Origin of the sequence: Planotetraspora mira, from assembly GCF_016863275.1 — a bacterium.
GTDB lineage: Bacteria > Actinomycetota > Actinomycetes > Streptosporangiales > Streptosporangiaceae > Planotetraspora > Planotetraspora mira.
On sequence record NZ_BOOO01000009.1, the window covers coordinates 55,216 to 77,663 of the forward strand.

Annotated in this window: 25 protein-coding genes; 13 read left to right on the plus strand and 12 right to left on the minus strand. The window is 70.2% G+C overall.

Annotation, left to right across the window (positions count from 1 at the left end):
• Nucleotides 1–6: 6 nt before the first annotated feature.
• Complete coding sequence (gene xylA, locus Pmi06nite_RS08885) at nt 7–1,152, minus strand: xylose isomerase (RefSeq protein ID WP_203952421.1); 1,146 nt, start codon at nt 1,150–1,152, stop codon at nt 7–9.
• A 107-nt stretch (nt 1,153–1,259) separates the two neighbouring features.
• On the opposite strand from xylA, the gene Pmi06nite_RS08890 reads away from it, so the two are divergent.
• Nucleotides 1,260–2,522, plus strand: coding sequence for an ROK family transcriptional regulator (locus Pmi06nite_RS08890; protein WP_203952422.1), 1,263 nt, complete (start codon nt 1,260–1,262; stop codon nt 2,520–2,522).
• A 24-nt stretch (nt 2,523–2,546) separates the two neighbouring features.
• Here the strand turns inward: Pmi06nite_RS08890 and Pmi06nite_RS08895 are convergent, their stop codons facing one another.
• Nucleotides 2,547–2,759, minus strand: a complete 213-nt coding sequence (locus Pmi06nite_RS08895) for a hypothetical protein (protein ID WP_203952423.1) — start codon at nt 2,757–2,759, stop codon at nt 2,547–2,549.
• Between the two features lie 120 nt (nt 2,760–2,879).
• On the opposite strand from Pmi06nite_RS08895, the gene Pmi06nite_RS08900 reads away from it, so the two are divergent.
• The 4 genes from Pmi06nite_RS08900 (at nt 2,880) to Pmi06nite_RS08915 (ending at nt 9,409) form a co-directional block, all read left to right on the plus strand.
• Nucleotides 2,880–3,383: a VOC family protein gene (locus Pmi06nite_RS08900; RefSeq protein WP_203952424.1), complete on the plus strand. Its 504-nt coding sequence runs from the start codon at nt 2,880–2,882 to the stop codon at nt 3,381–3,383.
• 122 nt (nt 3,384–3,505) lie between these two features.
• Nucleotides 3,506–4,342: an SAM-dependent methyltransferase gene (locus tag Pmi06nite_RS08905; protein ID WP_203952425.1), complete on the plus strand. Its 837-nt coding sequence runs from the start codon at nt 3,506–3,508 to the stop codon at nt 4,340–4,342.
• Nucleotides 4,343–4,449: 107 nt separating this feature from the next.
• Nucleotides 4,450–4,797 (plus strand): STAS domain-containing protein, encoded by a 348-nt coding sequence (locus Pmi06nite_RS08910; RefSeq protein WP_203952426.1) that lies wholly within the window; start codon nt 4,450–4,452, stop codon nt 4,795–4,797.
• 205 nt (nt 4,798–5,002) lie between these two features.
• Nucleotides 5,003–9,409: a cation-translocating P-type ATPase gene (locus Pmi06nite_RS08915; protein ID WP_203952427.1), complete on the plus strand. Its 4,407-nt coding sequence runs from the start codon at nt 5,003–5,005 to the stop codon at nt 9,407–9,409.
• An 8-nt stretch (nt 9,410–9,417) separates the two neighbouring features.
• Here the strand turns inward: Pmi06nite_RS08915 and Pmi06nite_RS08920 are convergent, their stop codons facing one another.
• Both Pmi06nite_RS08920 and Pmi06nite_RS08925 read right to left on the minus strand, forming a co-directional pair.
• Complete coding sequence (locus tag Pmi06nite_RS08920; RefSeq protein ID WP_203952685.1) at nt 9,418–10,017, minus strand: cupin domain-containing protein; 600 nt, start codon at nt 10,015–10,017, stop codon at nt 9,418–9,420.
• Nucleotides 10,018–10,084: 67 nt separating this feature from the next.
• Nucleotides 10,085–10,939, minus strand: a complete 855-nt coding sequence (locus Pmi06nite_RS08925) for an aminoglycoside phosphotransferase family protein (RefSeq protein WP_203952428.1) — start codon at nt 10,937–10,939, stop codon at nt 10,085–10,087.
• A 141-nt stretch (nt 10,940–11,080) separates the two neighbouring features.
• On the opposite strand from Pmi06nite_RS08925, the gene Pmi06nite_RS08930 reads away from it, so the two are divergent.
• Nucleotides 11,081–11,632, plus strand: a complete 552-nt coding sequence (locus Pmi06nite_RS08930) for a hypothetical protein (RefSeq protein WP_203952429.1) — start codon at nt 11,081–11,083, stop codon at nt 11,630–11,632.
• A gap of 248 nt (nt 11,633–11,880) precedes the next feature.
• Here the strand turns inward: Pmi06nite_RS08930 and Pmi06nite_RS08935 are convergent, their stop codons facing one another.
• Both Pmi06nite_RS08935 and Pmi06nite_RS08940 read right to left on the minus strand, forming a co-directional pair.
• Nucleotides 11,881–12,288, minus strand: coding sequence for a Fic family protein (locus Pmi06nite_RS08935; protein WP_239113770.1), 408 nt, complete (start codon nt 12,286–12,288; stop codon nt 11,881–11,883).
• A 146-nt stretch (nt 12,289–12,434) separates the two neighbouring features.
• Nucleotides 12,435–12,824 carry a PPOX class F420-dependent oxidoreductase gene (locus Pmi06nite_RS08940; RefSeq protein WP_203952430.1) on the minus strand — a complete coding sequence of 130 codons (390 nt, stop codon included), beginning with the start codon at nt 12,822–12,824 and terminating at the stop codon, nt 12,435–12,437.
• A 71-nt stretch (nt 12,825–12,895) separates the two neighbouring features.
• Here Pmi06nite_RS08940 and Pmi06nite_RS08945 point away from each other — a divergent pair, with 71 nt between their 5' ends.
• A complete protein-coding gene (locus tag Pmi06nite_RS08945) occupies nt 12,896–13,318 on the plus strand; it encodes a MarR family winged helix-turn-helix transcriptional regulator (RefSeq protein ID WP_203952431.1) in 423 nt (140 codons plus the stop codon).
• Here the strand turns inward: Pmi06nite_RS08945 and Pmi06nite_RS08950 are convergent.
• Nucleotides 13,302–13,865 carry an STM3941 family protein gene (locus Pmi06nite_RS08950; RefSeq protein ID WP_203952432.1) on the minus strand — a complete coding sequence of 188 codons (564 nt, stop codon included), beginning with the start codon at nt 13,863–13,865 and terminating at the stop codon, nt 13,302–13,304. The two genes, Pmi06nite_RS08945 and Pmi06nite_RS08950, sit on opposite strands and share 17 nt — an antisense overlap.
• 83 nt (nt 13,866–13,948) lie before the next feature.
• On the opposite strand from Pmi06nite_RS08950, the gene Pmi06nite_RS08955 reads away from it, so the two are divergent.
• On the plus strand, nt 13,949–14,530 hold the full coding sequence (locus tag Pmi06nite_RS08955; RefSeq protein WP_203952433.1) for a DUF4240 domain-containing protein: 582 nt from the start codon (nt 13,949–13,951) through the stop codon (nt 14,528–14,530).
• Nucleotides 14,531–14,539: 9 nt separating this feature from the next.
• Here the strand turns inward: Pmi06nite_RS08955 and Pmi06nite_RS08960 are convergent, their stop codons facing one another.
• The 3 genes from Pmi06nite_RS08960 to Pmi06nite_RS08970 all read right to left on the minus strand — a co-directional run bounded on the left by Pmi06nite_RS08960 (nt 14,540) and on the right by Pmi06nite_RS08970 (nt 15,893).
• Nucleotides 14,540–14,902: a VOC family protein gene (locus Pmi06nite_RS08960; protein ID WP_373317279.1), complete on the minus strand. Its 363-nt coding sequence runs from the start codon at nt 14,900–14,902 to the stop codon at nt 14,540–14,542.
• Nucleotides 14,903–14,967: 65 nt separating this feature from the next.
• Entirely contained in the window at nt 14,968–15,417 is a 450-nt protein-coding gene (locus Pmi06nite_RS08965) for a hypothetical protein (protein WP_203952435.1), read from the minus strand.
• Entirely contained in the window at nt 15,414–15,893 is a 480-nt protein-coding gene (locus Pmi06nite_RS08970; RefSeq protein WP_203952436.1) for a hypothetical protein, read from the minus strand. Before Pmi06nite_RS08970 ends, Pmi06nite_RS08965 begins: the two co-directional genes overlap by 4 nt.
• Nucleotides 15,894–15,932: 39 nt before the next feature.
• On the opposite strand from Pmi06nite_RS08970, the gene Pmi06nite_RS08975 reads away from it, so the two are divergent.
• The 4 genes from Pmi06nite_RS08975 to Pmi06nite_RS08990 all read left to right on the plus strand — a co-directional run bounded on the left by Pmi06nite_RS08975 (nt 15,933) and on the right by Pmi06nite_RS08990 (nt 19,681).
• Complete coding sequence (locus Pmi06nite_RS08975) at nt 15,933–16,889, plus strand: helix-turn-helix transcriptional regulator (RefSeq protein WP_203952437.1); 957 nt, start codon at nt 15,933–15,935, stop codon at nt 16,887–16,889.
• 171 nt (nt 16,890–17,060) lie between these two features.
• A complete protein-coding gene (locus Pmi06nite_RS08980) occupies nt 17,061–17,978 on the plus strand; it encodes an RNA polymerase sigma factor (protein ID WP_203952438.1) in 918 nt (305 codons plus the stop codon).
• A 115-nt stretch (nt 17,979–18,093) separates the two neighbouring features.
• Entirely contained in the window at nt 18,094–18,966 is an 873-nt protein-coding gene (locus Pmi06nite_RS08985) for an alpha/beta fold hydrolase (RefSeq protein WP_203952439.1), read from the plus strand.
• Between the two features lie 181 nt (nt 18,967–19,147).
• Complete coding sequence (locus tag Pmi06nite_RS08990) at nt 19,148–19,681, plus strand: hypothetical protein (RefSeq protein WP_203952440.1); 534 nt, start codon at nt 19,148–19,150, stop codon at nt 19,679–19,681.
• 90 nt (nt 19,682–19,771) lie between these two features.
• On the opposite strand, the gene Pmi06nite_RS08995 is transcribed toward Pmi06nite_RS08990, so the two are convergent.
• Nucleotides 19,772–20,542 (minus strand): isocitrate lyase/PEP mutase family protein, encoded by a 771-nt coding sequence (locus tag Pmi06nite_RS08995; RefSeq protein WP_203952441.1) that lies wholly within the window; start codon nt 20,540–20,542, stop codon nt 19,772–19,774.
• 265 nt (nt 20,543–20,807) lie between these two features.
• On the opposite strand from Pmi06nite_RS08995, the gene Pmi06nite_RS09000 reads away from it, so the two are divergent.
• Entirely contained in the window at nt 20,808–21,812 is a 1,005-nt protein-coding gene (locus tag Pmi06nite_RS09000) for a hypothetical protein (protein ID WP_203952442.1), read from the plus strand.
• A 103-nt stretch (nt 21,813–21,915) separates the two neighbouring features.
• On the opposite strand, the gene Pmi06nite_RS09005 is transcribed toward Pmi06nite_RS09000, so the two are convergent.
• Complete coding sequence (locus Pmi06nite_RS09005; RefSeq protein WP_203952443.1) at nt 21,916–22,227, minus strand: hypothetical protein; 312 nt, start codon at nt 22,225–22,227, stop codon at nt 21,916–21,918.
• Nucleotides 22,228–22,448 lie beyond the last annotated feature (221 nt).

Below are 22,448 nucleotides of genomic sequence, written 5' to 3' on the forward strand. Positions count from 1 at the left end.
CACGCCTCATCCGCGCACGCCGAACAGGTGCTCCAGGGCGAGCTGGTTCAGGTGGGTGAAGTGGAAGCCGCGCTCGGCCGCCGCGTCAAGGTCGAAGTCGTCGTTGAACAGGTCCGCGACCGTCTCGCCCTCGGCCATCGTCGGCACGGCGATCTCGGTCACCCGGCTGGCGGCGAGCGCCTCCTGGACCTCGGGGTCCGCGCGGAAGGCCTTCGACTTCTCCTTCAAGATGAGGTAGGTCCGCATGTTGGCGGCGGCCGAGACCCAGACGTCGGCGGCGTCGTCGGTGCGCAGCGGCTTGTAGTCGAAGTGCCTGGGGCCCTCGTAGCCGCCGTTCTCCAGGAGGTCGACGAGGAAGAACGCGTTCTTCACGTCGCCGTGCCCGAAGATCAGGTCCTGGTCGTACCTCGGGCCGTGCTGGCCGTTGAGGTCGAGGTGGAAGAGCTTGCCCTGCCACAGTGCCTGGGCGATGCCGTGCGCGTAGTTGAGGCCCGCCATCTGCTCGTGGCCGACCTCGGGGTTGAGGCCCACCATCTCGGGGTGCTCGAGCATGCTGATGAGGCCGAGGGCGTGCCCGATGGTCGGGAGCAGGATGTCGCCCCGCGGCTCGTTCGGCTTGGGCTCGAGCGCGAAGCGGATGTCATAGCCCTTGTCGATCACGTACTGGCACAGGATGTCGAGGCTCTCCTTGTACCTGTCCAGGGCGGCCCTGACGTCCTTGGCGGCGTCGGACTCCGCACCCTCGCGGCCACCCCAGCACACGTAGGTCGTGGCACCCAGCTCGGCGGCGAGGTCGACGTTGCGCATGACCTTACGCAGCGCGTAACGGCGTACGTCGCGGTCGTTGCTCGTGAAGCCGCCGTCCTTGAACACCGGGTGGGTGAACAGGTTCGTGGTCGCCATCGGCACCTTGAGCCCGGTCTCCGCGAGAGCCTTCTTGAAGCTCTCGATGGCCTTGGCCCGGTCCGGCTCGACCGCGAGCAGGTCGTCGTCGTGGAACGTCACGCCGTAGGCGCCCAGCTCAGCAAGCCGGTGAACGCTCTCGACCGGGTCCAGCGGCGCCCTGGTCGCGTCACCGAAGGGGTCGCGCGCCTGCCAGCCCACTGTCCACAGCCCGAATGTGAACTTGTCCTCGGGAGTGGGGGTGTACATGTTCGCCTCCTGAATTAGTCTACGTTGTGGACTAAATATCGGACTCCGCGTGCGGCAGGTCAAGTGGCTCATGTCTACGATTTCAATTCCCGGCCCCGGAGGGTGTGATGGCACAGGCCGTACGGCATGACGCGATGCGCGCGCGGAACCTGGCACTCGTCCTCGGGGAGGTGAACGCCAGGGGTTCGCTGACGCGTGCCGCGTTGGCCGAGATCACCGGACTGACCAAGACGACGGTGTCCAAGCTGGTGGCCGACCTGATCGAGGCCGGGCTGGTGGTCGAGACCGGCGCCGTCCGTGACGGCGAGCGCGGCCGGCCCGGCGTGGTGGTCCGCGTCAGCGGCGAGCACGTGGCCTCGGTCGGTCTGGAGATCAACGTCGACTACCTCGCGGTACGCGTCGTCGATCTGTCCCGCACCGTACGGCTCCGCCGTACACAGGCTGTGGACAACCGATTCGCACAGCCTGGGGATGTCGTCGCGCTCCTCCGGGATCTGGCCCTCAAGGCTGTGGACGACGCTGTGGACATGGGGTTGCGCGTGGTGGGCGGAGTCCTCGCCGTCCCCGGCCCGGTCGACCAGCGGACCGGGACCGTGCACAACGCCCCCAACCTCGGCTGGCGTGACGTGCCCGTGGCGGCGCTGCTCGAACTGCCCTTCCCCGTCCAGGTCGAGAACGAGGCGAACCTGGCGGCGTTGGGAGAGTTGTGGTTCGGGTCGGGCCTGTCCGACTTCCTGCACGTCTCGGGGGAGATCGGCATCGGCGCCGGCCTCGTCGTCCGCGGCCGCCTGTTCCAGGGATCACACGGCTTCGCGGGCGAGTTGGGCCATGTGGTCGTCTCCCCCGACGGCCCCGCCTGCCGGTGCGGCGGCAAGGGCTGCCTGGAGCAGTACGCGAGCCAGGACGCCCTCGCGGCCGCGACCGGCCTCCCGCCGGGCGCGGGCCCGCACGGGAACGGCGCCCAGCGGACGGGTGCACAAGCAGGCGGCGCCTCCGGGAACGGCACGCAGGCGACGCCTGGCGGCACCACGGCCGGGGACATCTCGTGGATCGTCTCGCGACTGGAGGCCGGGGACGCGGCCGCCCTGGCGGCCTGCGAGCGGGCCGGGTGGGCGCTCGGGGTCGCCCTGTCCTCCGCGATCAACCTGGTCGACCCCGACACCATCGTCCTCGGCGGGATTTACGGCCCCCTCTTCCCCTGGATCGGCGAGGCGGTGGCCGCCACGCTGACCTCCCGCCTCGGCCAGATGCGCGACGCGGTGCCCCCCGTCGTGGTGTCACGGCTCGGCACAGAGGCCGCCGCGCTGGGCGCGGCCGGTCAGGTCATCCAGCGCGTCATCGCCGACCCCGCCGCCCTGCTGCAGACCTGAACACCCCCGGGAAGCCCGTGGGTCTCACAGGCCCGAGGGGTCACGGCCGACGCTGATCTCCTCTGCGATCCGGCGCAACTCGGCCTCGTCGAGGCGGGGCGTGCCCGGCAGGGTGCTGGCGAGCGCGGACACCACCTGGTGGAACGGCTCGCCGGCATGGCGGCGCGCCACGTCGTGCACGGCCCGGAACAGGACCATGTTGGCTTCACGCTCTCGCGAGACTCTGTCGGCGGCCATGATGAGTTCCCCCTCTGTCGGCTCCCGTCCGGAGGTCACCGTACGGCCTGGCCCCGACAGTTTCCGGGAACGCCGCTCGCGGTAGAATTAGTTGAGAGTTCAAGAGTGCGAGGAGGGGTCATGCCGATCCAACGTCTCAACCACGCGGTGCTGTACGTCCGCGATGTGGCGCGCAGTGTCGCCTTCTATCAGGAGGCGCTCGGCTTCCGCGTGGTCAACTCGTTCCCGGGAGCGGCGTTCCTGCAGGCCTCCGGATCGACGAACGATCACGACCTCGGCCTCTTCCAGATCGGCGCGCAGGCGGGGCCGTCCGCGGCCGGACGTTCCACGGTGGGGCTCTACCACCTCGCGTGGGAGGTGGACACGCTCACCGAACTGGAGCGCATCTCGGCGAAGCTCACGGAGATGGGCTCGCTGGCCGGGGCCTCCGACCACTCCACCACCAAGGCGTTGTACGCCAAGGACCCCGACGGGATCGAGTTCGAGGTGTCCTGGCTCGTCCCCGCCGCCCTGCTCGACGAGGAGACCCTCGCCGGCCGCTCCCACATCAGGCCGCTCGACATCCCGAAGGAACTGGAGCGATACGGAGCGCAGACCCGCGGCGGCGTCGGCGTATCCATTTAGCGCAGGAGCGCCCCTTCTCGCCGCAAAACGGTTCCCAGCGGACAAGATCACAATTATCGTGATCTCGACCAGCGCGCCGCGAAGCGATCAGGGATGGGCCCGTGCCGGACAGAGACCACGCTGTGACGTCCACCGATACTCCGAAGGACAACGCGCGATCCCCCGTGGACACGACGAAACCGAGCATCTCGCGGGTCTACGACGTCATGCTCGGAGGCAAGGACAACTTCGCCGTCGACCGCCAGGTGGCCGAGATGGCGTTGCGGATCGCCCCCGACGCGCCGGCCGCCGCCCGGGCCAACCGTGACTTCCTGAAGCGCGTGGTCCGCCATCTCGCACGGGACACCGGCGTCCGGCAGTTCCTCGACATCGGCTCGGGCCTGCCGACCCAGGGCAACGTGCACGAGATCGCCCAGGAGTTCGCCCCCGATGCGCGCACGGTCTACGTCGACATCGACCCGATCGTGCTGGCCCACGGCCGGGCGATCCTGGCCAAGGACGACCGCACCACGGTCATCGAAGCGGACATCCGCGATCCGGGGTCGATCCTGGGCCACCCGGAGGTCACCAGGCTCATCGACTTCAGCCAGCCGGTGGGCCTGCTGCTCTTCGCGATCCTGCATCACCTGAACGACGACGAGGACCCGGAAGGGACGGCCGGGCGCTACCGTGACGTGCTGGCCCCGGGCAGCTACCTCGCCATCTCGCACTTCCACAATCCGGGCGCCAGTCATCCCGAGGTGTCCGCCCAGGCCACCTCTGCCGAGAGGTTGTTCAACGAGAACCTGGGCACCGGGCGGTGGCGCACCCACGACGAGATCGTGTCCTATTTCGGCGACCTGGAGCTCCTTGACCCGGGGCTCGTGCCGCTCGCGGAATGGCAGCCGGAACCGGACGTCATTCCCGAACAGGGCATCACCTATCACACCTTCGTAGGAGGCGTCGCCCGCAAGGCGTGACGCACCCCCCGCCAGGGAGATCGTTGCGCACATCGGTTGACAGGCGTCGTCACGGGCGATGATGCTCGAAATGGTCCCGCCCCACGAGAGGAAGGCGGCGCTGCCCGATGGCGAAGGTCAATGGACGCCCGTCGACGGCTTCGACGCCGGACGTCCTCTACACGGACGCGCAGCTCAACATCCGGTGCTCGGGCCGCGGCCACATCCGGCTCAGCGGCCAGATCGACGTGACGAACAGCGACGCCGCGATCAAGGCCCTGCTGCTCCTGTACGGCGGAAAGCAGGCCCCGACCTGCGACGTCGGCGACCTGGAGTTCATCGACCTCTACGGCCTGCGCACCCTCGCCCTGCTGTCCGACGACCCGGTCGACCATCCGGTACGGCTGCGCAACGTCCAGCCGGGGCTGGAGCGCGTCCTCGAACTGCTCGACTGGCCCACCTTCGCGATCACTTAGGCGATCCTCCGCCAGGACTCACCCATCTGCCCGTTTTCTGGACCGGTGCGAGTTTCCGCCGCGGCCGATGGAGGAAAGGTAGAAGGGACGGCTTCACGGCCGCCTGAACACACGTCACACAAGTCCGCCCAGCTCGGGCGGATTTCATTTTTCGGACCCCCCGGTTCGTGCCAGGAGGGGTCATGACTGACATGCGGGCGGGCGGATGTTGCTGACCCGCGTGCTCACGACGTCGGCCGCACTGCTGCGTGGCGTGTTGCCCGACCCCCTCAAGGACGTCCTGCCGTGCCCTCGCCAGATCAGGCCCTGCCCCGCCGGCCTGCGGATCGACGTGCACGGCATCGGAGCCCCCGGCACCGAGCGCTCGGCCGAGCGGCTGGAGAAGCAGCTGTGCGCCGTCCCCTACGTGGAGCGGGCGGAGGTCAACGGGCGCCTCGCCTGCGTCTTCGTCGGATGCGACCCCGAGGAGGTCGACCAGGACGAACTGCTGGCGATCGTCACCGAACTCGACGAACAGGAGGAGCGCCCGCACCACACGCCGATCCGGCTGGCCGAGGAGCACCTCCGCGCGACGATACGTCTGGCCGCCGGCGTGACGGGCATCGGGCTGGTGTTCGCGGGCAGGGCGGCGCAGCTGCCACGGCTCACCCCTGCCGTCCCCGCACTGCTGCATCTGGCGCACTCCACGCCGATTCTGCGCGAGGAACTGGACCGGCGCCTCGGCCGCCGCGCCACGAACGCCATGTTCACCACGGCGACCTTGATCACGCAAACGCTGACGCTGCGCCCGATCGGGCTGCTCGTGCACTCGTTCGTGTCCTCCGCACGTTACGTCGAGGCGCGAGCGGGTCGACATGCCTGGGAGTCGCTTGAAGAGCGGCTGGCCCGTCAGCCGGGCGCCTACCGTCACATCAGGACGGCGGCGCGGCCGCGGCCGTGCCCCCGGCCCCATGGCCCGATCGAGCGCTACGCGGACGTGGCGAGCCCGGTGGCGGCAGGCGGGTACGCCGTCACACGGATCGTCACGCGCAGCAACCAGCGGGCCCTCGCCATCCTCATCTCCGCGACGCCGAAGGTGGCCGGCGTCTGTCGCGACGCCTTCGCGGGAGCGGTGAGTCGCGCGCTCGGGCAGCGCGACTCCCTCGTCTTCGAAACCGAAGCCCTGCGCCACATGGACCGCGTCGACACAGTGATCTTCGATGCCGACAGCGTCACCACCGGTTCGTGGACGATCGACCGGCTCGTGCCTCTCGGCAACGGCATGGACACCGGCGAGCTCTACGCCCGGCTCTACTCACTGATCGACTTCACCGATCCGGCCGGGCCCTGGACCAGCGAGGACATGGTCGTCGAACCACTCACCGACCTGGACAGGCACCTCCCGGAGGAGGCCGCGGCGTGGCGCCGGCGCGGGCTGCGTCCCGTCGGAGTCACGCGCGGAGGCCGCCTGGTCGCCGTCGCCGGGCTCGCCCACGAGATCGACCCGATGGCGGAAACCGTGATCGCCACTGCCAAGGCGTCCGCGACGACGGTGATGCTCGCGGGAGACGATGAAGGGCTCGCCCAGCGACTCGGCATCGAGCGGCTGGTTCCCGGCGGCCCCGATCTCGGTGACACGGTCCTCGAACTGCAGTCCGAGGGTCACTGCGTCATCGTGGTGTCACGAGGGTCCGGTCAGGGCCTGGTCCAGGCCGACATCGGCGTCGGCGTGATGGACGAATCGGGGACCGTGCCCTGGGACGCCCACGTGGTGGGTGAGCTGAGCGGCATCCATCTGCTCTTGAGCTGCCTGCCCAGAGCCGTGAGCGTCAGCCGCAACGGCGTACGGCTCGGCGCTGCGGCGGGCGTCGTCGGCGGCCTGCTGGCGATCGCGAGCCCGGAGGAGACGTCCCTCCACCGAGGGCAACTCGTGAGTGCCGGCGTGTCGACGATCGCCCTCCTGCTGGGCGAATGGGCCGGGCGCAGCGCCGGGCGCGTCCCGGTTCCACTCCGCGCCGACACCACGCCCTGGCACGCCATGTCGGCCAAGGACGTCCTGTCCCGCCTGCGCTCGTCCACCCACGGGATCGCCGAGACGGAAGCCGTAGAGCGCCGGGTCGCCACGGGAGACGGCGGGGAGCCCGAGGGGCCGCCGTCACTGGTGCGCACGACGTTCGAGGAGCTGGCGAACCCGCTGACCCCCGCTCTGGCGGCCGGGGCGGGCATCTCGGCTCTGGTCGGATCGGTCCTCGACGCCATGCTGATCGGCAGCGTCATGATGATCAACGCCCTCCTGGGCGGCGTGCAGCGGTCCCGGGCCGACCGTGCGCTGAACCGGCTCACCGAGGCCACCGCCATTCGTGTACGGCTCCGCCGCCCCGAGGGGACGGTGGAGGCGTCCATGGAGGACCTGGCTCCCGGCGACGTGATCGAGTTGCGCGCCGGCGACGCCGTGCCGGCCGACGGGCGCGTGATCAAGGCGGTCGGCCTCGAGGTCGACGAGTCGACCCTCACCGGCGAGTCGCAGCTGGTCACCAAGACGGCGGCGCCCACGGTCGCCACCGCGGTCGCCGACCGGAACTCGATGGTGTACCAGGGCACGACGATCGCGGCGGGCAGCGGCCGTGCCGTGATCGTCGCCACAGGCGAGATGACGGAGTCGGGGCGCAGCGCGATGCTCGCGGGAGCGCCCAGCCCGCCGACAGGCGTCGAACTGCGGCTACGCGAGCTGAGCAGCCGGATCCTCCCCGTGTCGATCGCGTCCGGGTTCCTGCTGCTGGTCATCGACCTGTTCCGGGGACGTCCCCTGTCCGCCGCGCTCACGCCGGCGGTGAGCCTCACCGTGGCGGCGGTGCCCGAAGGTCTCCCCTTCGTGGCCACCGTCGCGGAGCTCGCCGCGGCCCGGCGACTGTCGAAGCGCGCCGCGCTGGTGCGCAACCCGTCCACGATCGAGGCACTCGGCCGGGTGAACGTGTTGTGCTTCGACAAGACCGGGACGTTGACGGAGGGGCACATCAGCCTGCGCTACGTGTCCGACGGCCGGGAGGGCGGCCCCACCGACGCTCCGAATCCGGCACTGAAGCGGATCGTCGCCGCTGCGGTGCGCGCCAGTCCCAAGTCAGGTGGCGGCCGGGTCATCGCCCACCCCACCGACCAGGCGGTCGTGGACGGCGCCGAGCGGATGGGCGTGACCCCGGAAGAGGGGCTGAACACGTGGAAACGCGTCGACGAGCTGCCCTTCGAGCCTGGACGCGGCTACCACGCCGTGCTCGGTCTCACGGAATCGGGACACCTGCTCAGCGTCAAGGGCGCGCCCGAGATCGTGCTCACCCACTGCACCACGATGTTCGACGGGACACGACAGGTGCCGTGTGACGAGGCCGCGCGGCGGGAGCTGGAGCGCGAGGTCGACAGGCTCGCGCACCAGGGGTACCGCGTCCTCGCCGTCGCCCAGCGGCCTGCCTCCGACCGCCGTGACCTCGACGAGTCACGCATCGACGACCTCTGCTTCCTGGGCTTCCTCGGTCTCGCCGATCCGGTGCGCCCCACCGCGGCGGAGAGCGTCGGCCGGCTCAGGCGCGCCGGCGTACGGATCGTCATGGTGACCGGAGACCATCCCAGCACCGCGGAGGCGATCGCCGCCGAGCTCGGTGCGCTCAACGGTGGACGCGTCATGGCGGGCCCCGAGCTCGACGAGATGGACGACGAAACGCTGACGAAGGCGCTCCCCGAGGTGGTGGTGTTCGCCCGGGCGACCCCGGCCCACAAGGCGCGGATCGTCACCTGCCTGCGCCGGGCCGGAGAGGTCGTCGCCGTCACCGGCGACGGCGCCAACGACGCCCCCGCCATCCGCATGGCCGACGTGGGCATCGCCCTGGGGACGCGCGCCACTCCCGCCGCCCGCGGCGCCGCCGACCTCGTGGTCACCGACGACCGGATCGAGACGATCGTCGACGCGATCGTCGAGGGCCGCGCGATGTGGGCCTCGGTCAGGGACGCGCTGAGCATCCTGCTGGGCGGGAACATCGGGGAGATCGTCTTCACGGTGGGCTCAGACGTGCTCGCCGGCAAGAGCGCGCTCAACGCCCGTCAGCTCCTGCTGGTCAACCTGCTCACCGACATGGTGCCGGCCATGGCGGTGGCGGCCCGGCCGCCCACGGCGACCGACCCGGAGAAGCTGCTGGCCGAAGGACCGGAGGCATCGCTCGGAGCCTCGCTGACCAGGGACATCTACCTGAGGGCCGCCGTCACGGCGACGGCCGCGACGGCCGCGTGGATGCTCGGACGTGTGACCGGCACACGGGGAAGGGCGGACACGATCGGGCTGGTCGCGCTCGTCTCGGCGCAGCTGATGCAGACCCTGACCAGCGGCTGGAGGGACAAGGTGGTCCTGCTGGCCGCCCTGATGTCTCTCGCCGTCCTGTGGACGATCGTCACCGTTCCCGGTGTCAGCCGGTTCTTCGGCTGCCGTCCGCTCGGCCCCCTGGCCTGGTCCATCGGTCTCGGAAGCGCAGCGGCGGCAGCGGTCGTCGGCATGATGCTCCAGCCGATCGCCGAGGCGGTGACCGATCTGGAACAAGAGCCGGAGCCGGAGATGGAACCGGAGAGAGAACCCGAGCCCGAAGCCGCCTGAATCAGACGTCAGACCGCTCTGAAGTCGGCGAAGTCGAATCCGGGGGACACCACGCAGCTCACCAGCACGCCCTCCGCGCCCGCCGGGCGGGCAGCCTGCCAGGTCCCCGCGGGCACGAGCGCCTGAGGCACCTGGCCGTGCTCGACATCGGGACCGAGCGTGACCGTCCGCTCGTCCCCTGGCCGGTCGCCTGACCCTCCGAGCACGAGGGTCAGCGGGCCGCCCCGGTGCCAGAACCAGACCTCGTCCGAACGGACCACGTGCCACACCGACTCCTCTCCCGGGTGAAGGAGGAAGTAGATGCCCGTGGCGCTCTGGCGTGCGCCGCCGTACCCGGGAGGCTCGAAGCTCGCGGACGTCCGCCATGTCTCGCGGAACCACCCGCCCTCGGGGTGCGGAAGCAGACCGAGGGCCTCGGCGATGACCGGCCGCTCCTGGACCGCGACGAACGCGCCCGTCACGTCTCTGCGCAGGAACCGGACCCGCCCGTCGTCGCCCACGGCGACGACCGGCTCGGGTCCGCCGAACTTTTCGGCCGCGACCCGCAACGCGTCCGCGTCGTCCGAGGCGGAGGCGGAGGGTCCGTCGGGATAGGCGGCGAGCGTCATGACCAGCACGCCGCCGATCGTACGGCAGGGCTCCGCGCGGGCGGCACGTGCCTCATCCGGCGGCGGGTCAGGTGACCATGGCGAGCACTCCGCCGACCTGGTCCGCGACGGCGTCCACGCCCTTGGGACTTTCGGCCGCCGTGAGCAGCAGGGCGAGGGCCCGGTGTGCGAGACAGGCGCGAACGGTCTGTTCGTCGCTCGCGGCGACCGCACGTTCGAGGACGAGATCGGCGATCGGCCCGGAGCCGGAGGCGACCGAGGCCAGCAGCGACACCAGGTCGATGGTGCGGGTGCCGCGTCCGAAGCCCTCGACGTCGACGACGGCGCTCAGCCTCGGGCCACGGGCGAGCAGGTTGCGCGTGGTGAAGTCGCCGTGCACGAAGTCTCCGCTCGGCAACGCGGGAACCGGCCGCGGCACCAGGGCCAGGGCCCGGTCGGCCAGACTCGCGAGCCGCGGGTGGAACCGGTGCTCCGCGATCCCGCCGTTGAGGAACTCGGTGATCATCGTTGACCAGTCGCGGATCTCCGGCGGACGCACCGCGGAATGCAGATCGACGGCGGCCAGCACGTCGCGCGCCAGCCCCGCGTCCAGCCCGGCGGGCTGGACGCCCGGGACGAACTCGGTGGCCAGGTAGAACCGGTCCCCGCCCAGCGGCCCGAAGCCCAGCACGGGTGGCGTCGGATATCCGGCGGCGCGCAGCGCGTCCACGAGCTCGGCCGCCCGTTCCAGCTGGGCCGCCCACCACGCACCGTGTTTGATCTTCAGTACGGCACGGGCCCGGCCGTGCCCCAGCAACTGCACGATGTCGGATCTGCCGCCGGTGAGCCGGCCCAGCACGCTCCACGCCCGGCCGGTGGCCCGGTTCACCACCGCCAGATCGTCCGGTCCGGCCGTCCCGTGCTGCGCGTGGTCGCCTGGCATGAGCCCCATCCTGGCGACGCGCCCTGACCTCGCGCACCACATTTACGCCCGTCCCGTTCGCGCCCGGCGCCCAGGCAGGCCGTCGTGGACCCGACCGCCCACAGGTGAGATCAGCCGTTATGGGGTCTTAGACTCCGATTCATGCGGCGGCTGAGCAGCACTGTGGTCGTGGTGGCGGGAGATCGGGCGCCGGACGTGGTCTCCGCGCTCGACGGCCTGCACAACGTGCGAGCGATCACTCGTGGCGAGCGTCCGGCGGCGGAGGTGACCGAGACCGTGACCCGCGCTCGGGCGACCTACGTGGTGCACGACGCCGATCCCCTCGCCGACGTGGGCGCCGCCTGGGCGGACTTCTTCGACGGCACCGCTCCCACCGGCGGGCTGGAGGTCGCGATAGAGGCGGCTCTCACGGGGCTCCGGGGCGACCGGCTCATCCTGCCGGACTACTACGTCGTCCTCGACCCCGACGACCTGCCGGCCACCCGACGGCACTGGTGGCTGGGCGTGCTCGCCGGAGCCGCGCCGACCCGCGTGGTGCCCGCCCCGGCGTCCGCGGCAGTGGTCGGAGAGATGCTCGGGCACCTGGCGCCCGGCCGGTGGTGGCCCGACGACCTCGACGGCTGGTTGCGCGCGCTCCCTCAGGCCGTACCGGACCGGGTCGGGCTTCCCCGCGATCCGTCGATGCGCGGCTGAGACCGACCAGACCCAGGCAGCCAACCGGCACGCCACCGTCGCCGGACCCGTTGGGTTATGGAAGAGGTGCCGCTGGCAGCAGTCCTGCAGCTACGGACATATTCCCTCCGCACAGCGGCGTCACGACCGGCGGTGCCTCGACTTGATGTAGTCGTTCACCCACTTCTTGCTGCTCCGCCACATACCGTCGTCCCCCTTGACCGCACGGAGTCGCCCCCGTGCGGCAGCGACCCGGAGCGCGTTTTCGGTCAGGTCCCGCGTCGCGAGAGCGGGTCGAGAGCGGGTAGGGGAACAAGCTTGACCGGACCGGCCACCGCTGGCATGACAAAGCGGTACAGATTTGTCGTCACACTGCGTGCGATGAGTTCACCCAAGGGGCCGAACCCGTCGTTGTCGGCTCGACGCATCGCCTGGAGGTACTTGTTGCGATCGCGCTTATAGATGATCGCTGGTGGATATCCGATTCGACAAAGGATCAAGTTGAGCACCAAACGGCCCGTCCGGCCATTGCCGTCGAGGAACGGGTGTATCTGTTCGAATCGGTTATGAACGCCGGCCAAGCGTTCGGGTAGGGCTTCGTCGGATGCGCCGCGAAGGTCATCGACCGCCTTTACCCAGTCCCGCATCTGGGCGTCGACTTCCGGCCATGGACACATGGCTCGCCGGGCCCGTTCGACCTCACGATCCTGCGGCCGGTTGCAATCCAGTGGGCGATGCGTACAGCGGACTCGTCGAGGTGGAACCTAGGAGAGCGACCTGTGTCACTTCCCGCTTTCGCGCGACACGTCAAGGCGACCATGGGTCACTGACTGGTGAAGCGGGTGGGCCGCACGACGAGGACCACCCTGCGCTCGGCGTCGCCGACCGGCGCTTCGTACTCCAGTTGGTAGCGCTTGGCCAGCACGTCGAAGAAGACGCCCTCGGGGTCGGGGTCGATTCGCTCGACGATGCCCCGGACCTCCAGGTAGCGGTATGGCCGGTCCGGGTCGTTGATCGAGATGGCCACGTGAGGGCGGGCGCTCGCATTGCGCCCCTTCTGCCGATCGGTCGTGGTGGTGAAGCGCAGGAACTCGCCATCCCAGATGGCCCACACCGGCGTCACCTGCGGCGTCCCGTCGGGCATCAGCGTCGCCAGGTGAGCGTACAGAGGGCGGGTCAGCAGGTCGAGGTGGCTATCCGGAATCACAGACATGAAGAGCACAGTATCAAAGCTTTTATATCTATAAATACTCTTATGAACGGCAGGGCTTATAGGCTCCGCGCATGGACATGCCGGCGGAGGAGCGGCTCGGCCTCGACGTGAAGCGTGCCGAGCAGCGGCTCATGGCGGCCAAGCACATAGCGGTGAAGGCCGCGGGGCTGACTGTGCCGCAATACGCCGCCCTGCTCGTTCTCGCCGCCAACCCGGGCATCTCCGCAGCCGCCCTGGCCAGGGAATGCCTCGTCACCCCGCAGGCGATGACCGTCGTGCTGAAGAACCTGCTGGAGCACGGCCTGATCGAGCGCGGCCCGCATCAGTGGCATCGCACGATGCTGGAGACCCACCTCACCGACGCGGGACGCGAGGCATTGCGCACCGCGGACGCGGCGGCCGTGGTCATCGAGCGCAGGATCGCCGACGCCTTCACCCCGGACGAACGCGACACCTTCCGCGACCTGCTCGCCCGCTTCACCCAGGCGATCTAGTCCCGCGCCGGGGGCCCACCGGCCGGCGCGGCTTCTTGGGCAACCGCTCGGACACCGCCGCGACGAGGTCGTCGAAGGACGGGGTGAGGCCCCGCGTCTCGCTGGACGGGCCCGCGCGCATCCAGACGTCCAGCCTCGCCGACCAGGACATGGATCCCGATCGCATGTGACGTCGCCGACCCTCACGTGTCATACGAAGGACGAGCAACCCCTGCCCCCTCAACCGCCGGCGGGAGAAGCCGTCGATGTCCTCCCACGGAATCGGCTCCGAGGTCAGCCGGCGATCGTGGAAGCCCGCAGGACCCACCCGGATGACCACGGGATCGCGGGCGAGGAGCGGCCGCACCCAGCGGTAGACCTGGATGACGAAGAGCAGCACCACCACGCAGCCGATGGCGATTTCGTCCCCTCTTGCGGGCTCGAGCACCATGTACTTGATCACCATGTATACGCAGAGGGCCACGAAAGGGACGACGCCGAGAAGTGTCAGCAACATCTTCGGCACGGACCTGCGCCATTCCCGTACACCGTCGTCCGGCAACTCCACCGCCGCCCTCCGTTCGCACTGGCGCGCCATTCGGGGCCCAGATCGGATGATCTCACCGCGAACGCGCCACTAGGGTGACGCGGGTGGACATCGACGCCTGGTGGACGCTCATCGAGCGCGCACGTACGGCCGTCGGCGACCGGGCCGACGACAGGAATCATCCCGACGACCCGCTACCGCACGCCCTCACGGATCTGCTCGCCGAACTCGACCCGGCCGAGATCATCGATTTCGCGCGGCTTGAGATCCAGGTCACCGACTCCGCCTATCGATGGCCACTCTGGAACGCGGCGTACCTCATCGAGGGCGGCTGCGGAGACGACGGCTTCATGGACTTCCGCGACGGGCTGGTCCTGCAGGGCCGGGAGACTTTCACGCGCGCCGTCGCCGATCCCGACTCGCTGGCCGATCTCCCCGTCGTCGCGCTGATGAGCCGTGACGAGGGCGGGTGGCTCGGCTACGAGAGCCTCTCGTACCTGCCGCGCGAAGCGTACGGACGGGTCACGGGCGAGACCGGCTCGTTCGACGCGGCGATGGAGGCCGCGGTGCCGCACATGGACAGACCCGCCCGCGCGTCCGGCGAGGACTGGGACGTGGAGGACGACGACGAGAACCGCCGCCGCCTTCCCCGTCTCGCCGCCCTGTTCCTCGACGGGGACGACTGACCGCCCGGCTCAGCCCGCGCGCTCGGCCGCACTGCGCTCGACGCAGAACTCGTTGCCCTCGATGTCGGTGAGTGTCGCCCATCCGGTGCCGTCCTCACGCCGGTGGTCGCCGACGAGGGTCGCGCCGAGCGCCAGCAGCCGTTCGACCTCCTCGTCCCGCGTGCGGTCCTGCGGCTGCAGGTCCAGGTGCAGCCGGTTCTTGACCGTCTTGCCCTCCGGCACCTGGATGAACAGCAACGAGACGCCCGGCGTCTTCACCAGCGCCTCCGGATCGCCGGGGTTGTCGTCCTCGCCGAGGGAGCCGCCGAGCACCTCGGCCCAGAAGGTGCCGAGGCGATAGGCGTCGGCGCAGTCGATTGTCACGTGTCGCACGGAAGAGGTCATGGCGGCCATTGTGGGTTCCGCGCGACACCGCGGTCCACTCGGAATCGGCCGGGTCAGCGGCGGGTCATCTCCATGATCCAGTTGGTCACCCAGGTCTGTCCCTCGTCCACGGAGAACGCCTGCTCCCAGCGGGCGGTCGTCTCCGTGATGCCCGACCAGACGAAGCGCGCAAGGATCTCCTTGCCGGCATAGGTGTCGTAACCGAGGAACTCACCCCTGCCGTCGGTGAACCGGCCGACCACCGGGGGGTACAGCTTGCCGGTCGTCGAGCTGGACCAGTACAGCGACCACTCCTCGCGCTCGACGTCGTAGAGCCGGATGGTGAGCCCGCTGAAGCCCTTCGTCGTGAACTCGAGCTCGTCGAAGTTCGCGCCGCCGTCGAAGTGCCGGGAGGCGTGGCTGACGGCGGGGAACTCCTCCCACTCGCTCGTCTCGTCGAGATAGTCCATCCGTCGCCGGTTGGCGACGTCCCAGGTGCCGGTGAGGAAGTCGAAATCGTTCATGAGCGGTCTCCTGTGGTGCCTTCGGGGAGCGAGTCGGCGAGGTAGGCGTCAAGGTCGGGGAGGTCGGGCGTGAGCATGTGCCGCACCCACGCGTCGCGTTCGTGCAGGATCGGCGGCAACTCCCACACGCAGCCGATCAGCGGGCCGGCCAGCCGTACGAAGTGGGTGGAGTCGTCGTCCGGGCAGTCGAGCACCGGCTGGCCGGCCACCGCACCCGCGAAGTGCAGGGCGTTGTCCCACATCCAGCTGTAGGCGTTGAGGTAGGCCCCGTCATCGCCGCCCCGGTGGAGGACGACGAAGGTGGCGGGCGGCGTGCCGTCCGGCTCCGGGAGTATCTCAGGAAGGATCGCATAAGCCGCCATCTCGATCTCGGGATCGATGCCGGCCGGGTCGGCGGAGACGTGGTACCGCTTCACATATCGGCCTCCCACCTCGATCGGCGGCGGCACCCACAACAGTTTCTCTGCGAAGGCCATGACTGGACCCTAGGGCCACTTCACTGCCATCTTGTGTCAGTGAAGTCGAGCCGCCTTCTGTCGATCCTTCTGCTGCTCCAGACGAGGGGCCGGATGACCGCCGCCGATCTCGCCGCGGAGCTGGAGGTGTCCGTTCGGACCGTGTACCGCGACGTCGAAGCGCTGCACGCGTCGGGCGTGCCGCTCTATGGAGACGCGGGGCACTCCGGCGGCTACCAGTTGGTCGCCGGTTACCGCACCCGGCTCACCGGGCTGAGCGCCCCCGAGGCGGAGGCGCTCTTCCTCTCCGGCGTCCCCGGACCCGCCGCCGAACTCGGGCTCGGCTCGGCGCTCGCGGCCGCCCAGCTCAAGCTGAGTGCGGCGCTCCCGCCCGAGATGCGGGCTCAGGCCGACCGGATGCGGTCGCGTTTCCACCTCGACGCACCCGGCTGGTACGCGGAGGACGCCGACGTCCCCCATCTGCCTCAGGTCGCGGACGCGGTGTGGCGCAGCCGGGTGCTCGATGTCCGTTACCGCCGCTGGAAGGAGCCGACCGACGTCGATCGGCGGCTGGAGCCGTACGGCCTGGTGCTCAAGGCGGGCCGCTGGTACATCGTCGCCGGGCCGGGCCCGCGGACGTACCGCGTCGACCAGATCCTCGGCGTGACCGTACGGGACGAGGAGTTCGAGCCTCCCGAGGAGTTCGACCTGGCCGGCTACTGGGCGCGCTATCAGGCGGAGTTCCACGCGCGCCGGTTCCAGGGCGAGGCGGTCGTCCGCGTCTCTCCGCAGGCCGCGTCCCGTCTCACCGGCGCGGCCGCCCAGGCCCTGGCCGCGACGGGAACCGCGGAGCCGGACGGCTGGACCCGGGCGGTGCTCCCCATCGAGTCGCTCGATCACGCTCACGGGACGTTCCTCGCCCTGGGCGCGGAGATCGAGGTCCTCGGGCCGCCGGAACTGCGCGCCCGCCTGGCCGAGACGTCGCGCGCCATGGCGGCCCATTACACCTCCGGATGACCGAATCGGACATTTAGCGCATAATGGCGCAGCGATCCGGTCGCGCGCATGCCGTCCGGCCGAGGTCCGGAAATCAGGTATCGAACTTTCCGAGTCGCCCCCGCATCTGGTCGGGGGGCGCCGAGTGCGCCGGGGAGGGGGAGCAGCGTGCTGTTGAGCACGGAGTCGGATATGGAACTGGTGCGTGCCGCCCAGGCCGGAGACGCGGCATGCCTCGGGCTGCTGGTGTCGCGGCATCAGGCCGGCATGCGGGCGGTGGCGTTGAGCCTGCTCGGATACGGGCCCGACGCCGACGACGCCGTCCAGGACGCCATGCTGGCGGCGGTGCGGCGGATCGGCGATCTGCGCGACCCGGCGGCCGCGGGCCCGTGGTTGCGGGCGATCGTACGGAACGCGTGCCGGATGCGCCTCAGGAAATCGACCGCCGTGCCGATCGGCGACGTGGAGTCCCTGGCGCTGCCGTCCAGCGAACCGACGCCGGAGGAACTGCTGGAGCATCGGTCGCTCCGCGACTGGGTCTGGCACGCCGTGGGGGAGCTGTCCGAACCGGTGCGCATGGTGGCCCTCCTGCGTTATTTCAGCGACGTGTCGTCGTATGAGCAGATCGCCGCGCTGTGCGGGGTGCCGATCGGCACCGTCCGGAGCCGGCTGAGCCAGGCCAGGATCAAGCTCGCCGAATCGTTGCAGGACACGGCCGCTCTCCCACACGACGACGCGGCGGCGTTCACCGCGGCTCGCCGGCAGGAGGCCGAGGAGATGATGGCGCAGGCCCAGCAGGGCGAGTTCGCCGGAGTGGTCGAGGAGCACTGGTGGCCCGACGCCGAGTTCATCGGGCCCACCGGGGAACGGCTGGCCGACGATCGTTACTTCGCCGTCAGGGCGATGGAGTTCGACCTGTCCAACGGCGTACGGCAACGCATCGCCGACGTGGTGGCCAGCCGGAATCTGACGATCTGGGAGGCCGACCTGATCAGCCCGCCCGACGACCCGACGCACTGCCCGCCCGGTGTGGTCTGGATGCACGTCCTGCGAGAGGGCCGGGTTCAGCGGCTCCGGCTGTTCCACCCGCGACCGGCGAGGGAGCCCTGAGATACCCGCCTGAAAAACGACAGCCGGCCGATCGAACTTCTCCCCCGGCCGCGGCATCCGGATGACGTCAGCTGAGGCCCGCCTTCCGGCGGGCCGCTACGTCAGGAGATTCGAAATGAGTTCCACCGCCGCGCTTTCGCAGGGAACGCGTGAGATCAGCGTCGACGGCGTCCGGCAGGTCTTCCACGTCGCAGGGACGGGACCCGTCTGCGTGGTGCACTCCGGAGGACCCGGCATCGGCTGGGAGTACCTGCGGATGCCGGCCCTCGAGCAACACCTGACCATGGTGTACCTGGAACCGATCGGCACCGGGGCCTCCGGCCGCCTCGCCGACCCCCGCGACTATCGGCTGGACACCTATGTCCGGTTCGTCCATGGCGTCGTCGAACACCTCGGCCTGCCGAAGGTGTTCCTGCTCGGCCATTCTCACGGCGGATTCGTCGCGCAGCGATACGCCCTGGAGCATGCGGACCGGCTCGCCGGCCTGATCCTGTTCGCGACGTCGCCGGTCACAGGGCCGGAGTTCTGGGCCGACGCGGTGGCCAACGTCAACCGGTTCCCGGAGCGGCACCCGAACCGGCGGGAGGCGGCCGAGATCCCCCAGGCCTTCCAGGAGGCCGCGGCCGCCGCCGACGACAAGGCGTACACCGAGGGGCTCCGGCGGATCCTGCCCGCCTACTTCGCCGACTACTGGGCGCATGAGGACGCGCTCGAGCCGATGCGCGCCGTCCTGCAGGCGTGGATCGACCCGATGCGCGGGGAGGAGCCGGCGCCCTTCGACGTGCGGGACAGGCTCGGCTCGATCGCGCTCCCGTCGTTGGTCGTCACCGGCGCGCACGACTTCATCTGCGGAACCCGCTGGGCGTCGATGTTGCATGACGGCATCCCCGGCTCGCGTCTGACGCTCCTTGCGGACAGCGGCCACATGGGCCACCTCGAGCAGCCCGAGGATTTCATCCGGGCGGTCGCCGAGTTCGCCCGCGCCTGACGATCGCCCCTCAGCGCCTGGCCGCCGCCCCCGGCGGGAGACGGCCGGGCGCGGAGGGCCTCCACGCTGTCGCGCCTGCTCAGCAGGGCCGACGCCACGCCTCAAATGAGGCTTCCTGGCCTGAGACGGTTTCACGAGCGATCATGACCCTCGTTGGCTTCACACAGTCTCGGGGGAAAAAATGATAGGCAAGCTCGTATCGGCCGCGGCGGTCGCCGCCCTCGCGGTCGGGTTGTCCGCGTCTTCTTCCTGGGCGGCCTCGGCCGGCTCCGCGTCGCGTACGCAGGCCATGTGCACGCCGGACGGGACGTCGTCATGCGCGGCCGTCATGTGCGCGCAGGGCTACACCTGCGTGCCCGCGCCCAAGCAGTGCTTCACCACGCCGTGCCCGCAGTTCGACTGCGTCCCCGTGGTGACCACCGCCACGCCGCGCTCGGGGGCCTCGGTGGTTCTCGGCGTCTTCGCCCAGGTCGGAGTCCCGGCCACGCGCACGGTGTACGTCCGCTCAACGCCGACTCCGGTGTTCGTCCGCACGACCCGGACGACCGCTCCGGTGCTCGTCCGTACGACACGGACGACGACCCAGACGACCGGTCCTGTTGTGGTCCGCACGACGCGGACGACCACGCAGACGAACCAGACGACCCAGACGACGACCCAGACCACTGGGTCGACGTTCGCCGGAACGACGCAGACCGCCACTCAGGTGCCGTAACTCGACGCCGCCGTACGGAGAAATCGAAGGGTCGCTTCCGACGATCGGGAGCGGCCTTTCGGCCGCCCGAAGTGGGCTCCCCGGCGGGGATCAGCCCGCGGTCCGCTCGTAACGGGCGAGCCGGCCCTGCATGTCCGGGTACGGCGTGGCCGTGGGGACGGCCAGGCCGTCGCGGACGGCGATCGCCACCTCGGCGGCGGCGTCGATCGCGACGCGGTAGGGCAGGGATCCGGTGCTCACACGGCGCACACCGAGGTCGGCCAACTCGCCGATCGAAAGCGCGGGGACGACGAGCACGTTCAACGGAACGCCGATGCCGCCGGCCAGTTCGCGGAGTACGGAAGGCTCAGTGGCGCCGGGGACGAAGACTCCGTCCGCGCCCGCCTCGACGTAGCGAGCGGCGCGTTCGAGCGTCGCATCGACCGTGGCCTCCTCGCCGAGCCAGTACGTGTCGACGCGGGCGTTGACGAACAGGCCGGGACAGCGGCGTTTGACCTCCCTCACCTTCGCGGCGTGCGCCTCCGGCGCGATGAGCTTCCCCGCGGAGCTGTCCTCGATGTTGACCCCGGCCACGCCGAGTCCGGCGACATACTCGGCGACCTCGTCCGGTTCGTCGGCGTAGCCGTCCTCGACGTCCACGCTGATGTGGCAGGGAAGCCGCGACAGGGCACGGGCGAGGGAAAGGTTCGCCTCTCGCGTCGACCTCCCGCCGTCCGGGCGGCCGAGGCTGGACGCGACGCCGAAGCTGGTCGTGCCGATCGCCGCGAAACCGGCGCGGAGGAATGCCAGTGCGGACGGCACATCCCAGGCGTTGGGAAGGATCAGGGGCCTGTCGCCGTGGTGAAGTTCGTGGAAAGTCATTCGTCCGATGCTCCTGTCTGCCCGATCGGTTCAACGGCGAGCGCGACGTACACGATGACGATGCTCGGCGGACCTCGGGTCGGCCTGCTCGCAACACTAGGTCCGGATCGCTTCGGCGACCGTCGAAACGACGCCTGAACAGGCTCACACTCAGCCGGGCTCCCCGGTCGATGCGACGGTGACCCGCCCGGTTCCCTCTGACGGGGGACCACATCCCCCCGCCAAGGGGAGGCCTCCCGCGCAGGCGGACGGGAGAGTCGGCGGCATGGAACTCAGATCGCCGCGATGGCGGCCGTGGGCGGCGCCGGCGTGGACCTTCTCCTACGGCGCGCTGCACGTGTGGTGGCTGACCGGCCCCGGCGCATCGTCCGCCCCTCCTGACGAGCCGTTCTCGCCCGGCCGGTGGGCGGCCGTGACGCTCGCCCTCCTCGCCGCGGCGGCGTGCTCGCTGATCGCGGCGGGAGCCGGACGCCGTTGGACGTCGCCCGCACGATGGGCGCTTGTGATGGCGGCGTGGGCGGCCGGCGCAGGCCTGATCCTGTACTCCTACCTGCTCGCCATCAGCCTCGTCGCCACGGTCTTCGGCCAGTACGGCGACTGGGCGAGCCTGCTCACCCGGGCGGCCGGAACGACGGGCGGCGTGCTGACAGTGGCGTGCGCCGTCGCCGAGCAGCGCCGGGTCCGGCGGGGCTGCCCCGCCTGCGGCCGGGTCCACGGCCGCTCACCCGAGCGACGCACCGACCCCACACCCCGCTGGGCATACGTCGCCGCGTACGTCGCGGTCGCCGGATGCGTGGCGCGCGTGGCCGCGTGGGTGATCGACGCCGTCCGGCCGGGCGGGCCGTCACCGATCGCACTCGGCTGGCCGTTCATGCTCTTCGTCGTCCTGCTGATCCTCGCCGGCACCGTGTTGCCGCTGTCGCTGGTGCATCGCTGGGGCCGGATCTGGCCGCGCCGGGTGCTGCCGGGCGGGCGCGGGGTGCCGCGATGGCTCGTCCTCGGTCCCGCCTTCTTCGTCGGCGCGAGCCTGACCGGCTACTTCGGCCTGGCGGGGATGACGGCGTGGATACTCGGCGAGGGCAACCTGGCCGGGGACACGATCGTGGTCTGGCACCTGGCGATGGAGATGTTCGGCTACACGCTCTGGGGCCTGGGCCTACTCGTCGCCGCGACCTCCTATTACGGCCTGACCAGGCCGGACTGCCCTCTGCACGGGGTTGCGACACCCCGGACGGACGGCTCCGCCCTGCGCGTGCCTCCCGGGGCGTGACCTCACGTGACCCGCGCCCTGGGATGCGACGTACATCGCCGGTGGAAGGGCGGCCCCGCTCCTTCTTCTGAGGGAACGGGGCCGCCCTTCGATGCAGGTCAGATCACCTGCAGATTCGCCTGAACCCTCTCTCATAGCCGGCCATCCAGCCGGTCATGAACTCGGTCGGGGCCGACCGGCGCAGATGCGCGCGGGGGTTGTAGCCGCGGCGGCAGTCGGTGCGGCCGTCCCGCATGCCCTGGGTGTAGCCCTCTTTGTATCCCCGCTGGTGAGGGTCGCGCGGCTGCGCGCTCACCCCCGCGGTGGTGTCCGCGGAAGCGGGGGCGGCCGAGGCCTGCGCCGTGTCGACGGCTCCGAGACTGAGAATGGTGAGGAACGCTGCACCGAGCAGCATGGATCGTGGCTTGTTGTACATGGGTGTCTCCTCCGATCGGGGGCCACCCGCATGATCGTTCGTTGGCGGCATGGCCAGTCCGAAACGGTCATCAGGGATATTCCCGTCACTTAACGCCGGGACTCCAGACGTAACCCAAAAGGTGGGAGCCCCAACGGGGACGGCCCCGGTTTCGAGGAAGGGAACGAAGGAGTCATCATGGTCAAGAGCGAGCCCGCATGTACGCCCTGCTCGCATAGCCA